Source organism: Mycobacterium sp. (genome assembly GCF_032161845.1).
GTDB lineage: Bacteria > Actinomycetota > Actinomycetes > Mycobacteriales > Mycobacteriaceae > Mycobacterium.
The window spans coordinates 18,177-30,722 of sequence record NZ_JAVRQA010000495.1; the positions used below are offsets into that span (position 1 = coordinate 18,177).

At 65.4% G+C, this 12,546-nt stretch carries 16 protein-coding genes; 6 read left to right on the forward strand and 10 right to left on the reverse strand.

The window, feature by feature from the left end; translation table 11 throughout:
- The first annotated feature begins 31 nt into the window (after window positions 1-31).
- Window positions 32-616, forward strand: a complete 585-nt coding sequence (gene sigM / locus QOD90_RS27200; protein ID WP_526354949.1) for an RNA polymerase sigma factor SigM — start codon at window positions 32-34, stop codon at window positions 614-616.
- 4 nt (window positions 617-620) lie between these two features.
- Here sigM and QOD90_RS27205 read toward each other — a convergent pair whose 3' ends face one another.
- Window positions 621-932, reverse strand: a complete 312-nt coding sequence (locus QOD90_RS27205; protein WP_526354951.1) for a hypothetical protein — start codon at window positions 930-932, stop codon at window positions 621-623.
- A gap of 142 nt (window positions 933-1,074) precedes the next feature.
- Between QOD90_RS27205 and QOD90_RS27210 the strand changes: the two genes are divergently transcribed.
- The 4 genes from QOD90_RS27210 (at window position 1,075) to QOD90_RS27225 (ending at window position 4,474) form a co-directional block, all read left to right on the forward strand.
- The gene (locus tag QOD90_RS27210; RefSeq protein ID WP_526354953.1) at window positions 1,075-1,788 is read left to right on the forward strand and encodes an RsmA family anti-sigma factor; all 714 of its coding nucleotides are present in this window, start codon (window positions 1,075-1,077) and stop codon (window positions 1,786-1,788) included.
- A gap of 70 nt (window positions 1,789-1,858) precedes the next feature.
- A complete protein-coding gene (gene trxB / locus QOD90_RS27215; protein ID WP_526354955.1) occupies window positions 1,859-2,794 on the forward strand; it encodes a thioredoxin-disulfide reductase in 936 nt (311 codons plus the stop codon).
- Between the two features lie 47 nt (window positions 2,795-2,841).
- A complete protein-coding gene (gene trxA, locus QOD90_RS27220) occupies window positions 2,842-3,177 on the forward strand; it encodes a thioredoxin (RefSeq protein WP_526354957.1) in 336 nt (111 codons plus the stop codon).
- Window positions 3,178-3,274: 97 nt separating this feature from the next.
- Window positions 3,275-4,474, forward strand: coding sequence for an N-acetylmuramoyl-L-alanine amidase (locus tag QOD90_RS27225; RefSeq protein WP_526354959.1), 1,200 nt, complete (start codon window positions 3,275-3,277; stop codon window positions 4,472-4,474).
- A gap of 8 nt (window positions 4,475-4,482) precedes the next feature.
- Here the strand turns inward: QOD90_RS27225 and QOD90_RS27230 are convergent, their stop codons facing one another.
- The 9 genes from QOD90_RS27230 to rpmH form a co-directional block, all read right to left on the reverse strand.
- Entirely contained in the window at window positions 4,483-5,244 is a 762-nt protein-coding gene (locus QOD90_RS27230) for an acetyltransferase (RefSeq protein ID WP_526354961.1), read from the reverse strand.
- 218 nt (window positions 5,245-5,462) lie between these two features.
- A complete protein-coding gene (locus QOD90_RS27235) occupies window positions 5,463-6,449 on the reverse strand; it encodes a ParB/RepB/Spo0J family partition protein (protein ID WP_526354963.1) in 987 nt (328 codons plus the stop codon).
- Window positions 6,446-7,441: a ParA family protein gene (locus QOD90_RS27240; RefSeq protein ID WP_526354965.1), complete on the reverse strand. Its 996-nt coding sequence runs from the start codon at window positions 7,439-7,441 to the stop codon at window positions 6,446-6,448. The genes QOD90_RS27235 and QOD90_RS27240 overlap by 4 nt, the downstream gene beginning before the upstream one ends.
- Window positions 7,438-8,196, reverse strand: a complete 759-nt coding sequence (gene rsmG / locus QOD90_RS27245) for a 16S rRNA (guanine(527)-N(7))-methyltransferase RsmG (RefSeq protein ID WP_526354967.1) — start codon at window positions 8,194-8,196, stop codon at window positions 7,438-7,440. Before rsmG ends, QOD90_RS27240 begins: the two co-directional genes overlap by 4 nt.
- Window positions 8,197-8,253: 57 nt before the next feature.
- Window positions 8,254-8,793 (reverse strand): Jag family protein, encoded by a 540-nt coding sequence (locus tag QOD90_RS27250; protein ID WP_526354969.1) that lies wholly within the window; start codon window positions 8,791-8,793, stop codon window positions 8,254-8,256.
- A 66-nt stretch (window positions 8,794-8,859) separates the two neighbouring features.
- Window positions 8,860-9,942 (reverse strand): membrane protein insertase YidC, encoded by a 1,083-nt coding sequence (gene yidC, locus QOD90_RS27255; RefSeq protein WP_526354979.1) that lies wholly within the window; start codon window positions 9,940-9,942, stop codon window positions 8,860-8,862.
- A gap of 43 nt (window positions 9,943-9,985) precedes the next feature.
- On the reverse strand, window positions 9,986-10,276 hold the full coding sequence (yidD, locus tag QOD90_RS27260) for a membrane protein insertion efficiency factor YidD (RefSeq protein ID WP_526354971.1): 291 nt from the start codon (window positions 10,274-10,276) through the stop codon (window positions 9,986-9,988).
- Window positions 10,273-10,632: a ribonuclease P protein component gene (gene rnpA / locus QOD90_RS27265; protein ID WP_526354972.1), complete on the reverse strand. Its 360-nt coding sequence runs from the start codon at window positions 10,630-10,632 to the stop codon at window positions 10,273-10,275. The genes yidD and rnpA overlap by 4 nt, the downstream gene beginning before the upstream one ends.
- 30 nt (window positions 10,633-10,662) lie before the next feature.
- The gene (gene rpmH, locus QOD90_RS27270; protein ID WP_149479713.1) at window positions 10,663-10,806 is read right to left on the reverse strand and encodes a 50S ribosomal protein L34; all 144 of its coding nucleotides are present in this window, start codon (window positions 10,804-10,806) and stop codon (window positions 10,663-10,665) included.
- 558 nt (window positions 10,807-11,364) lie between these two features.
- Here rpmH and dnaA point away from each other — a divergent pair.
- Window positions 11,365-12,546: chromosomal replication initiator protein DnaA (gene dnaA, locus QOD90_RS27275; RefSeq protein WP_526354975.1), on the forward strand; the 1,182-nt coding region annotated here is incomplete at its 3' end.

Sequence of the window (12,546 nt, forward strand, 5' to 3'; positions counted from 1 at the left end):
GAGAGTGCTGGGGGCTGATTAGTGTTCGATTGTGGGGAGCTTCGGGGGAATCGCTGATCAAGAGCGAACGGACGCCGAGTTGCTCGTCGCGCACGTCGGCGGCGACCGGTACGCCTTCGAGGAGCTGTTCTACCGCCATCACCGACAGCTGTATCGGCTCGCTCAGATCACCAGCCGCAACCACGACGACGCCGCGGACGCGCTTCAGGACGCGATGCTCTCCGCGCACCGCAGCGCTCCGTCCTTCCGGCATGACGCGTCGGTCAGCAGTTGGCTGTACCGAATCGTGGTCAACGCGTGCCTCGATCGGTTGCGGCGCAACAAGGCTCACGCGGTGACGCCGCTCGAGGACGACGTCTGCCATCTGGGCGATCCAACGCCACGCGTCGACACGACGCTCGTCGTGGAGCGCGCGCTGCTGCGGCTGCCCGTGGAGCAGCGCGCCGTCGTGGTCGCGGTCGACATGCAGGGCTACTCGGTCGCCGAGACTGCGCGCCTACTCGGAGTGCCCGAGGGCACCGTCAAGAGCCGCTGTTCACGCGCCAGAGCCAAACTGGCCAAGACGTTGGAGTACTTCGACGATCCCGCCCCGACCGTCCGGCCGCAGCGCCGCTGATTGGCTACCGGCTCTGGCGAACCCTGGTGTCGGGGCGAGGTACCGCCACCAACTGCGGTCCATTCACGGCCTGCGACAGACACCCCGGGATGTCGCGGCACGCGATGATCGCCCCGGCCCCAGGTGCCTGGCCTGGCGCGGTCGGAATCTGGTTCGGGATGCCGCACGTCTGGTGGTACGGGTCCCACGGCACGAGGTTCATGTCGCAGGCCAGGCTCTCGGACCGCGGGGTGGTGGCGACGCCGAACGCCAGCAGCCCGGAGGCCAAGGCGATTCCGGAGACGCCGATGACGAGTAGTCGGTGGAGTCTGTGCATGACGTGGGCCTCGTTCGAAAGATCGCTAATCACAAGTGTGGGCCGCCCCGAATCCGAACCAAGCCCAAGCATCCTCTTCTGACAGCAGAACGAAAGGGCATTCACAGGAATTCCGGTCGCCGGCCGGTGCAACACTGGGCCGGTGGACGGGGAAGCCGACGATCGCTCTGATGCACCCGTCACGGTAGACCTTCTGGCCGACCTGCAGGCCGGCCTGCTCGACGACCGGACGGCGGCCCGGCTACGGCAGCGGGCCCGTACCGAACCAATCATCGCCGATCAGCTCGCGGCGCTTGATCGGGTCCGTCGCGAGGTGGCCGAGCTCGGTTCCGACCAGGCCTCCGCGTCGGACGTCCCCACTGAGCTGGCAGCTCGGATCGGCTCCGCACTGCGCTCGGAAGCTCCCTTGGCGACCACGCCGAGGGCGTCGACGCTGCGGCCCCGGCACATCGCCGCGGCAGCGGGCGTGGCTGCCGTGATCGCCGCGGGTGCGGTGGGCACCGCCATGTTGCTGGGGAGTGGGTCTGCCGGTGACGCCCGGACCTCGGGCCCGTCGGTCGCGGCGCCGGCCGGGCTGCCGCTGTCTGCCAGCCAGCTCGACGAGCTCCTGAGCCAGCCCCCGGACCTGGGCGAACTCGCCGATCCCCAGCGCCGGGTGTCGTGCCTGAGTGGTCTGGGATACCCGACCTCCACGTCCGTGCTCGGCGCCAAACCGCTCACGGTGAACGGCAGGCCCGGGTTGCTGTTGCTGCTACCCGGCGACGTGCCAGGACGGATCGACGCCATCGTGGTTGGGCCGAACTGCAGCTCCGTGGATACCGGGCTGGTCGTCAGCAGCGTCGTCAACCGCCCTTGACGCGTCCCGGAGGCGGTCGTGGAACAGCCGGGCTTACGCTGGTGTTATAGGCGTACGCAGAAAGGCGGAAATGACTTCCTCGAGCACCGTTCACGACGTGATCATCATCGGCTCCGGCCCTGCTGGTTACACGGCCGCCGTGTATGCCGCGCGGGCACAGCTCAACCCGTTGGTGTTCGAAGGCGTGCAGTTCGGCGGCGCCCTCATGACCACCACCGAGGTCGAGAACTACCCAGGGTTCAAGGAGGGCATCACCGGCCCCGAACTCATGGAGGAGATGCGCGAGCAGGCCCTACGTTTCGGCGCCGACCTGCGCATGGAGGACGTCGACGAGGTCTCCCTCGACGGCCCGGTCAAGACGGTCACCGTCGGTGACGAGACCTTCCAGGCGCGCTCGGTGATCTTGGCGATGGGCGCGGCTGCCCGGCAGCTCGGTGTCCCCGGTGAAATGGAGCGCATCGGCACCGGCGTCAGCACGTGTGCGACGTGTGATGGTTTCTTCTTCCGCGATCAGGACATCGCCGTGATCGGCGGCGGCGATTCGGCGATGGAGGAGGCGATCTTCCTCACCAAGTTCGCCAGCAACGTGACGCTGATTCACCGTCGCGAGGAGTTCCGCGCCTCCAAGATCATGCTGGAGCGGGCGAAGGCCAATCCGAAGATCACCTTCCTGACCAACACCGCGGTCACCGAGGTGGAGGGCGAACCCAAGGTGACGGGCCTGCGACTGCAGGACACGGTCACCGGCGAGGAGTCCAAGTTGGCCGTCACGGGGGTGTTCGTCGCGATCGGTCACGATCCGCGCTCGACGCTCGTCGGCGGCAAGGTCGATCTGGACGACGAGGGTTACGTGCGGGTCAAGGGCCGCTCGACCAGTACCTCGATCGACGGTGTGTTCGCCGCAGGCGATCTGGTCGACCACACCTACCGACAGGCCATCACCGCCGCGGGCAGTGGCTGCGCCGCCGCCATCGACGCCGAACGCTGGCTCTCCGACCAAGATTGACCCGCCAGGGCACCGACTCAACCCCCTTCGAAACCGAGGAGCACCGCATGACCGAAAAGACGAGCGCCACCGTTGTCGTCACCGACGACTCGTTCTCCAGCGACGTCCTGTCCAGCAGCACGCCGGTGCTGGTGGACTTCTGGGCGACGTGGTGCGGTCCGTGCAAGATGATCGCCCCGGTGCTCGAGGAGATCGCCGCCGAGAAGGCCGGCGCGTTGACCGTCGCGAAGTTGGACGTCGACGCCAACCCGGGAACGGCCCGCGACTTCCAGGTGGTGTCGATTCCGACGTTGATCCTGTTCAAGGACGGTCAACCGGTCAAGCGGATCGTGGGCACCAAGGGCAAGGCCGCGCTGCTGCGCGAACTGTCTGACGTGGTCTAGCCGGGGTCTAGCCGGTCCATCCCGATCGGGACCGAAACGGTTTCCGACTGGCCTGGAGGTTTCTGTATTACTGGTTCCGTCTGCGACAATTCTTATTATGTCTAGTCTGCGCCGCGGCGACCGGGGAGTTCCGGTCGTCGAGATTCGGACAGCGCTGGCGGCCCTTGGCCTGCTGGACAGCCCCGATGCCGATCTGACGACCGGCAAGCACGTGGCGTTCGACGTGTTCGACGAAGACCTCGACCACGCCGTGCGCGCGTTCCAGCAGCATCGCGGCCTGCTCGTCGACGGTGTCGTGGGTGAAGCTACCTATCGTGCGCTCAAGGAAGCGTCCTATCGGCTGGGCACCAGGACGTTGGCTCACCAGTTCGGTGCGCCCATGTACGGCGACGACGTGGCCACCCTGCAGGCGCGGCTCCAGGACCTCGGTTTCTACACCGATCTGGTGGACGGCCACTTCGGGTTGCAGACCCACAACGGTCTGATGTCGTATCAGCGGGAGTACGGTCTGTACCCCGACGGTATCTGCGGCCCAGAAACGTTGCGCTCCTTGTACTTTCTCGGCTCGCGCGTGACAGGCGGTTCACTGCACGCCATCCGTGAGGAAGAGCTCGTCCGGCGCTCAGGGCCGAGACTATCCGGCAAGCGCATCATCATCGATCCGGGCCGCGGCGGCGACGACCACGGCCCCATCATGAATGGCCCGGACGGCCCGATAAGCGAAGCAGACATCCTGTGGGACTTGGCAAGTCGCCTCGAAGGCCGGATGACGGCGATCGGTATGGAGACGTTCCTGTCCAGGCCGGTGGGACGCAGTCCGTCCGACGCCGAGCGCGCCGCGACGGCCAACACCGTCGGTGCCGATCTGATGATCAGCCTCCGATGTGCAGCACTGCCCAACTCCCCCGCCAACGGCGTGGCATCCTTCCACTTCGGAAACTCGCACGGTTCGGTGTCGACGATCGGTCGCAATCTCGCCGACTTCGTGCAGCGGGAATTGGTGGCGCGCACCGGTTTACGTGATTGTCGCACCCATGGCCGCACCTGGGATCTGCTCCGCCTGACCCGGATGCCCACCGTGCAGATCGACGTCGGCTACATCACCAATCCGCACGACCGCGACCTGTTGGTGTCGGCTCAGGCTCGCGATTCGCTCTCCGAAGGCATCCTCGCCGCCGTCAAGCGTCTCTACCTGCTCGGCAAGAACGATCGCCCGACGGGCACGTTCACCTTCGCCGAGCTACTGGCCCACGAACGGTCCGTCGAGCAGTCGGCCGGCCGCGCCGCACAGGCCTGACACCCACCTCAGCCACACGGACTGGCACCGGCCCCCACGGGCTGTTGGAGTTGAGCGCTCACCAGCAGTCGTTCGAGCGCCGCTTCGACGTCCGCCTTCCACCCCAGCCCCTGCTCGAGTTCGAGCCGCATGCGCGGGAAATACCGATGCGGAGCGACGACAGTGAAGCCGACGTCCCCGAGGAAGTCGGCGTCGATGATGCACTGGTCTGCGGAGCAGTCGCCGAGCGTCGCGATCGCCGAGCGCAGATCTGGCGTAACCAATTGCGGATCAGCTAGTTCGGCGGCTTCGGCCGTTCTTCCGAAGGCTTCCAGCGCGCGCACACCGCGGCGCACCAGGTCTCCGACGACGGCGGCCATCAGGGCGCGAGTGAGCCCGTCACCGTCGTCCCCCGATTCCACTCCGACGGTCGTCAACAGCACCGCGTCGGCGCTGACCGGTCCGGTCGGGAAGAGGGCGGCGCGCGGCACGGCGCGGGGCGGGGCGTAGAACGCGAAGCCAAGGCACGGTTCGTCACCGCTGGACGTCGACGCGGTGAAGTCCGCCTGATCCGGTTCGCACGCCACGGCCATCTGCCCGCAGGAACCCCACTCCAGCATCACCATGGAGAGCCAGGCTTCCTTCTCGAACTCAGGGTCGGCGAGGTGATCTTGTTTGAACTCGGACCCCTGCAGAACCGACGGATCCACCTCCCAGAACACACATCGCCGCGCGTGCTTGGGCAGCTGCTCGAACGCTTCGAGTCGCAGCGGCGTGATTCGTGCTGACACTAGGCTCCCCGTTTTTCAGATCGGCCGGACGGCCGGGGCTGCCACTCCAGGATAGGAGAATGCGGCGAGCGCGGCGGAATCTTGTGTCGAACAATCACGCCGGCGACCATTCGAGACGAATCACGTTGCTACGCAAGGGCTTAACTCCTCTGAGTGAGCACGGCGCCGGGCTGGGCGGGTCGATGTGTCACAGTGACGTAATTACACGGTATGGCGGGTCATGCCTTCGCAGCGTTCATTAGGTCCACTATGCGTTGGAGGTCTTCGACGGACCCGAACTCCACCACGATCTTGCCCTTGCGTTTGCCAAGGCTCACCGTGACCCGGGTGTCGTACGCCGAGGACAGCCGCTCAGCAACGTCCTGAAGGCCCGGCATCTGAATCGGCTTGCGCCGTTGCGCCGGAGTGGTGTCGTGAACGCCATCCCGGTTGGCCAACGTGACGGCCTCCTCGGTGGCACGCACCGATAGGCCCTCCGCGACGATTCGCGCTGCGAGTTCCTCTTGTTTCTCCGGTCCGCTCTCGAGTGCCAGCAGGGCGCGAGCGTGGCCGGCCGACAGCACTCCCGCAGCCACCCGGCGCTGGACGGCGATCGGAAGTCGCATCAGCCGGATCATGTTGGTGATCACCGGACGCGACCGCCCGATCCGCACCGCGAGTTCCTCGTGGGTCACCCCGAACTCGTCGAGCAGCTGTTGGTAGGCCGCCGCCTCTTCCAACGGGTTCAGTTGGGCCCGGTGGATGTTCTCGAGCAATGCGTCACGCAGCATGCTCTCGTCGGCGGTCTCCCGAACGATCGCGGGGATGGCCGCCAAGCCGGCCTCTTGCGCTGCCCGCCAACGCCGCTCCCCCATGACGAGTTGGTAGCGCGGCTTGCCGTCGACCGGATCGACCGCACGAACGACGATCGGCTGCATCAGACCGAACTCGCGGATCGAGTGGACGAGTTCGGCGAGTGCCTCCCCGTCGAAGATCTGACGCGGCTGCTTTGGGTTTGGCTCGATGGACGTGGGGTCGATCTCGCGGTAGACGGCCCCGACGTCGCCGACCGTTTCGACGGCGGTTGACGGTGCGCCGCCGTACATCACGTCGGCCGCCGCCTCACCCATCGCTGAGCCAAGGTTGCTCCCGCCGTCGCTCGGCCCGGTCGGGATCAACGAGGCGAGTCCGCGACCGAGGCCGGTTCGCTTGGGTGGTGGCGTCATTCCTGTCCCTTCCGTGCACTATCGGCCCGCTCGGCAATTTCTCGGCTCGCGTCGAGATAGCTCATCGCTCCCCTAGATCCGGGGTCGTATTCCAGGATCGTCATCCCGTAGCCAGGTGCCTCGGATACCTTCACGCTGCGCGGAATGACCGTCCGCAGCACCTTGGCGCCGAAGTGTGAGCGCACGTCGTCGGCGACCTGATCCGCCAGCTTCGTCCGTCCGTCGTACATCGTGAGGATGACGGTCGTGACGTCGAGATGGGGGTTGAGGTGTGCCTTCACCATCTCGATGTTGCGCAGCAGCTGACCCACTCCCTCTAGGGCGTAGTACTCACACTGGATCGGGATGAGCACCTCGGGCGCCGCGACGAGTGCGTTGATGGTCAGCAGGCCGAGTGACGGGGGGCAATCGATGAAGACGTAGTCGAAGTCGTGCTCCTGCAAGGACGCGAGGGCGTTGCGCAGCCGGCCTTCGCGCGCCACCATGCTGACGAGTTCGATCTCCGCGCCGGCGAGGTCGATGGTGGCGGGCACGCAGTAGAGCCGTTCGTTGTACGGGCTCTGTTGCAATGCCGCTTCGAGGGTGATCTCCCCGATCAGCACCTCGTAGGACGACGGCGTGCCGGGTCGGTGCTCGATGCCGAGCGCTGTGCTCGCATTGCCCTGCGGGTCGAGGTCGATGACGAGAGTCCGCAGACCCTGCAGCGCGAGCGCCGCGGAGACGTTCACCGCGGTGGTCGTCTTCCCGACTCCACCCTTCTGGTTGGCAATGGTGAACACTCGCTGGTGTGGTGGCCGCGGGAGTTGCCTGCCCTTTGCGTTGTGTAGGAGCCGCACGGCACGTTCGGCCTCGGCGCCGATCGGGGTGTCGGCGACGGGGTTCTTCCACGCTTCGTCGGCGGGTGGCTGCCATGTTTCACGTGAAACATCGCGTTGTGGGTTGGAGGGCGTGGACCCTGGAGCGTTCCCCTCGCCGATCGGCGGTGGCGTCACTTGCTTCTCCTCGTCGACCCGTCGGGCCGTGATGATGGTCGATCCTGAGTTGTCCCGGACTTGCGCTGTGCTCCCCCGGACGGTCTGCTGCCGCGCCCCGGACGACTCCCCCGCACCGCCACGACCACGGTTACGGGCGGAGTCAAATAGTTCACGCCACATTCCATCACCTTCACGTCGACGGCACCCAACGAGCTCATTGCCCGGCGATGTTCTTCAACCTCTGCGGCAGCGCGCTCGCCCTTCATGGCCAACATTCGACCCCCCGGCTCGAGCAGCGGCAGACACCACCGAGTCAACTTATCGAGCGATGCGACCGCCCGGGACGTAACGACGTCGATCGCTCCGGCCGCCTCGCGAACCGCTCGTTCTTCGGCCCGCCCACGGATCACGGTCACCGGGAGGCCCAGCAGGTTGACTGCCTCGGCGAGGAAGTCGGCGCGCCGGAGAAGCGGCTCGACGAGGGTGATGGCCACATCAGATCGAACGAGCGCAAGGGGTATGCCTGGCAGCCCTGCGCCGCTACCGATGTCGGCCACGCGCTCCCCGGGGTTCAACAATTCGCCGATGGCCGCGCTGTTGAGGATATGGCGGTCCCACAGCCGGGCGACCTCACCGGGGCCAATCAAGCCCCGTTCGATTCCGGCGCCCGACAGTATTGCGGCGTACTCCGTAGCGACGTCCAGTCGGTCACCAAAGACTGCAGCAGCGGCCGGTGGCGCCGTTGGCGCTTCACCATGTTTCACGTGAAACATCCTCCGAATCCGCCGCCACCGAGCCGCCCTCGAACTACATCGTTGTAACTCAGACCGTCAGGCTGGCAGGACGACAACGCGCCGCGACGGTTCTGCGCCTTCGCTTTCACTCCGGACGCCATCGACTGCGGACACCGCGTCGTGAACGATCTTCCGCTCGAACGGAGTCATCGGCGACAGCTCTTCGCGGTCACCGCTCGCCAGCACCCGCCGGGCAATCTTGTCGCCCAGCGCCGCCAGCTCGTCCCGCCGGCCGCGACGCCAGTGGGCGACGTCGAGCATCAGGCGGCTGCGCTCGCCGGTCTTCTGATGCACCGCGAGCCGGGTCAGCTCCTGGAGCGCGTCGAGCACCTCGCCCTTGCGTCCGACGAGCTTGGCGAGATCACTGCCCCCGTCGATGCTGACGATGGCGCGGTCACCTTCGACGTCGAGATCGATGTCCCCGTCGAAATCCAAGAGGTCGAGAAGCTCCTCGAGGTAGTCGCCGGCGATCTCGCCTTCGGCAACCAGTCGGTCTTCCAGGTCCTCGGACTTGGGCCCTTCGACCTCGACCTCGGTCTCGGTCTCGGTCCGTTCAGTTGTATCTGCGTCAGTCATGTTCGTCCTTACCTCCGTACTCAACTCCATCAGCGGCCACCTCGGGCCGACCTGAATCGGTAACTGTCAGGGCTTGCGCTTCTTGGGGCGATTGTTGGTGCGCCTCGGCGCACGGTTGGCGGTACTACCCGCCTTGGGAGGGTTCGCCTTGCCGTTGGCGATCGGCTTCGCCGACACGTCGGCACCGTCGTCCTCGATGGCGTCGGCCTCTTGTCCGGCTGACTCGGTCAGCTCGGCGGCGGCGGCCTTCGCCCGCTCGGCAGCCGTGGTGTTGGCCGGCGGTCGCTTTCGCTTGGCCTTCGGCTTGGAACCAGGGGCCGGAGCGTTCGACGCGCGGCGCGCCAAATCCTCCTCTTTCTTGAGTTCCTCTTCCTTCTCGATCCTGCCGAACACGTAGTGCTGCTGGCCGTAGGTCCAGATGTTGTTCGCCACCCAGTACAGGATCACCGCTAGGGGCAGGAAGGGACCGCCGACGACGACGCCGAGCGGGAAGACGTACAGCGCAAGCTTGTTCATCATCGCGGTCTGAGGGTTGGCAGCAGCTTCAACGCTCTGACGCGCAACCGACGCACGGCTATTGAAGTGGGTCGCGATACCGGCCAGGATCATCAGCGGCACGCCGACGGCAATGACCGCGGCGCGGTTGAACTCCTCGAACGCACCGAGGCCGACGGTCTGAATCATCGATGCGCCAAGGGGTGCACCGAACAGGTGCGCGTCCAGGAAGTGCCCGACGTCGGTGGCACTGAAGACGTAGTTGCCGAGCGATCGATTCTCTTCGACCGTCAAGCCCAGCCGGCCGAAACCGGTCTGTGTCCGGTTGAACGAGTTCAGCACGTGGTAGAGACCGATGAACACCGGGATCTGCGCCAGCATCGGAAGGCAGCCGAGGATCGGATTGAATCCGTGGTCCTTCTGCAGCTTCTGCATCTCGACCGCCATCCGCTGGCGGTCCTTGCCGTACTTCTTCTGCAGCGCCTTGATCTGTGGCTGCAACTCCTGCATCTGGCGGGTCGTCCGGATCTGGCGGACGAACGGCTTGTAGAGAATCGCACGCAGGGTGAAGACGAGGAACATCACCGTCAGGCCCCACGTGAAGAAGTTCTCCGGCCCAAGCACGAAGGCGAAGGCCTTGTACCAAACCCACATGATCGCGGAGACCGGGTAGTAGATGACGTCGAGACTGAACCAATTAAACAAACGAATCGCTCCTCAGCGTCGCGGCATCCACAGCCACGCCACATCGCTCCGGAATCGGGTCCCATCCACCTCGGTGCCACGGGCCACACTTGGCCAGCCGTACCAAGGACAACCAACTCCCCCGCACGAACCCGAACTCTCGAAGCGCTTCCACGGCGTACTGACTGCACGTCGGCATGAAGCGGCAAGAGGGTGGTCGCAGCGGAGAGATCATCGTGCGGTACAGCTCGATGACATAGATGATGCGGCGAGCGACGGCCCCGCCAAGCCGGCCGCGGCTCATCGTCGCGCTCCGCACTTCTCGTTCACGCGTTGCAGTGCCGTTCGCAGTTCCTGCTCGAGCCGAGCCGAGATGGCGTGCCGGCTGCTCGGCAGAGCCCGGATCACCACTTTGTCACCGGGTCCGAAATCCTCGATCACGCCGCGCGCCACGTGCCGCAACATCCGAGAGACGCGATGCCGTTGCACCGCATTGCCGACCGACTTGGCGACGACGAGTCCGATCTTGGGGGCGCCTGACTCGTCGCCCGACGGTCGCAGCGCATGCACGACGAGGTCTGGCTGCGCTGCTCGCACACCGCGATTGACGGTGAGCCCAAAGTCAGTCGAGCGCGTCATCCGGTACTGAGCCGGAAGCACCTGTCTACACCCTGCTCAAACCGAGCAGTATCACGCAGTGAGAGAGCGGCGGCCCTTGCTGCGCCGACCCGACACGATGGCGCGGCCAGCGCGCGTACGCATCCGCAGCCGGAAACCATGCACCTTGGCACGGCGCCGGTTGTTGGGCTGAAAGGTCCGCTTGCCCTTGGCCACGGTTGTTTCTCCTCAATGTGTGCGGCCACCCCCGTCGCGCACATGAAAAGGTTCATGTGCGTCTGGAAGCAGTCGCGGTACGTACGCTTCGTCGTGCTTGCTAGCCCCGGCGCGTGAACCCGATGATCCGAGTCGCAGCCGTGTCGCCACGTTCGGGCGACTGTTCGAGGGTACTGACGAGATTTCCCTAGGTCAAACCCGCTTCTCTCGGTCGCGAATACGCCTCATCGGTCACACGCGTCACCATCCGACACCCGACTCCGGAGAAGGCCCCATCAATGTTGCAGAACTGTTGGCACCCGGCAATAAACCTGTTAGCTTCTGCCAAGGCCATCTCAGACCGAGACGGCGCTAAACGAACAAGTGAGGACGGCCGCCCCACCGCGAGCCCACGGTGCATTCGACCACTGTGACGAGCCCCGGAAGGCAGCCTCCCCGCCAGTACGCAACGACACAACGACCGGTGTCGGTTATCCACAGACTGTGGATAACCATGTGGACATCCGGTCCTTGTCTATTCGGCCAACCCTGCCTGGCCCATGAGGGGGAACTTCTCCGTTGACAGCAGACGCCGACCCACCGTTCGTCGCAATCTGGAACGACGTCGTTGCGGAACTCAACGGTGACATCGCTCCCGACTCGGCTTCCAGCTTCACTCCCCCGAACCTGACTCCTCAGCAAAGAGCGTGGCTGAAGCTGGTCAAGCCGCTCGTCATCGCGGAGGGGTTTGCTCTTCTGTCGGTTCCGACCCCCTTCGTGCAGAACGAGATCGAACGCCACCTTCGCGAGCCCATCATCTCCAGCCTGAGCCGCCGGCTCGGACAACGTGTTGAACTCGGTGTCCGCATTGCGACACCCGATCCCGACGCCGACCGGGACGACGAATTTCAGACGGACGCTCTGACCGAACCCGACGAAGTCGACGAAGTCGACGACGACGAGGAGGCGTTGGCGAGCGCCGAGCGGAGTTGGCCCACATACTTCACCAATCGGTCGCAGAACGCCCCCACCAATGACGTCAGTCTCAATCGCCGATACACCTTCGACACGTTCGTGATCGGCGCCTCGAACCGCTTCGCCCATGCCGCCACGCTCGCCATCGCCGAAGCGCCGGCGCGCGCATACAACCCGCTGTTCATCTGGGGCGAGTCTGGTCTCGGCAAGACGCACCTTCTGCACGCCGCGGGCAACTACGCGCAGCGACTGTTTCCTGGCATGCGGGTCAAGTACGTCTCGACCGAAGAATTCACCAACGACTTCATCAACTCGCTCCGCGACGACCGCAAGGCATCGTTCAAGCGAAGCTACCGAGACATCGACGTGCTGCTGGTCGACGACATCCAGTTCATCGAGGGCAAGGAAGGCATCCAGGAGGAGTTCTTCCACACCTTCAATACCCTCCACAACGCGAACAAGCAGATCGTCATCTCGTCCGATCGGCCGCCCAAACAGCTCGCCACTCTGGAAGACCGGCTGCGGACCAGGTTCGAATGGGGTCTGATCACCGACGTTCAGCCGCCCGAGTTGGAAACGCGCATCGCAATCCTTCGCAAAAAGGCGCAGATGGACCGGCTCGACGTCCCCGACGACGTCCTGGAGCTGATCGCCAGCAGCATCGAGCGCAACATCCGCGAGCTCGAGGGCGCTCTCATCCGCGTCACCGCCTTCGCGTCGCTCAACAAGGCGGCGATCGACAAGTCCCTCGCCGAGATCGTGCTGCGCGACCTGATCTCCGACGCC

Excerpts from the sequence above, each read along its gene's own strand:
- QOD90_RS27205 (WP_526354951.1), bottom strand. The coding sequence starts at position 932 with ATGCACAGACTCCACCGACTACTCGTCATCGGCGTCTCCGGAATCGCC.
- yidC (WP_526354979.1), bottom strand. The coding sequence starts at position 9,942 with ATGTGGGTTTGGTACAAGGCCTTCGCCTTCGTGCTTGGGCCGGAGAAC.
- rsmG (WP_526354967.1), bottom strand. The coding sequence starts at position 8,196 with ATGTTTCACGTGAAACATGGTGAAGCGCCAACGGCGCCACCGGCCGCT.
- QOD90_RS27250 (WP_526354969.1), bottom strand. The coding sequence starts at position 8,793 with ATGACTGACGCAGATACAACTGAACGGACCGAGACCGAGACCGAGGTC.
- QOD90_RS27225 (WP_526354959.1), top strand. The coding sequence starts at position 3,275 with ATGTCTAGTCTGCGCCGCGGCGACCGGGGAGTTCCGGTCGTCGAGATT.
- QOD90_RS27235 (WP_526354963.1), bottom strand. The coding sequence starts at position 6,449 with ATGACGCCACCACCCAAGCGAACCGGCCTCGGTCGCGGACTCGCCTCG.
- trxA (WP_526354957.1), top strand. The coding sequence starts at position 2,842 with ATGACCGAAAAGACGAGCGCCACCGTTGTCGTCACCGACGACTCGTTC.
- trxB (WP_526354955.1), top strand. The coding sequence starts at position 1,859 with ATGACTTCCTCGAGCACCGTTCACGACGTGATCATCATCGGCTCCGGC.
- yidD (WP_526354971.1), bottom strand. The coding sequence starts at position 10,276 with ATGAGCCGCGGCCGGCTTGGCGGGGCCGTCGCTCGCCGCATCATCTAT.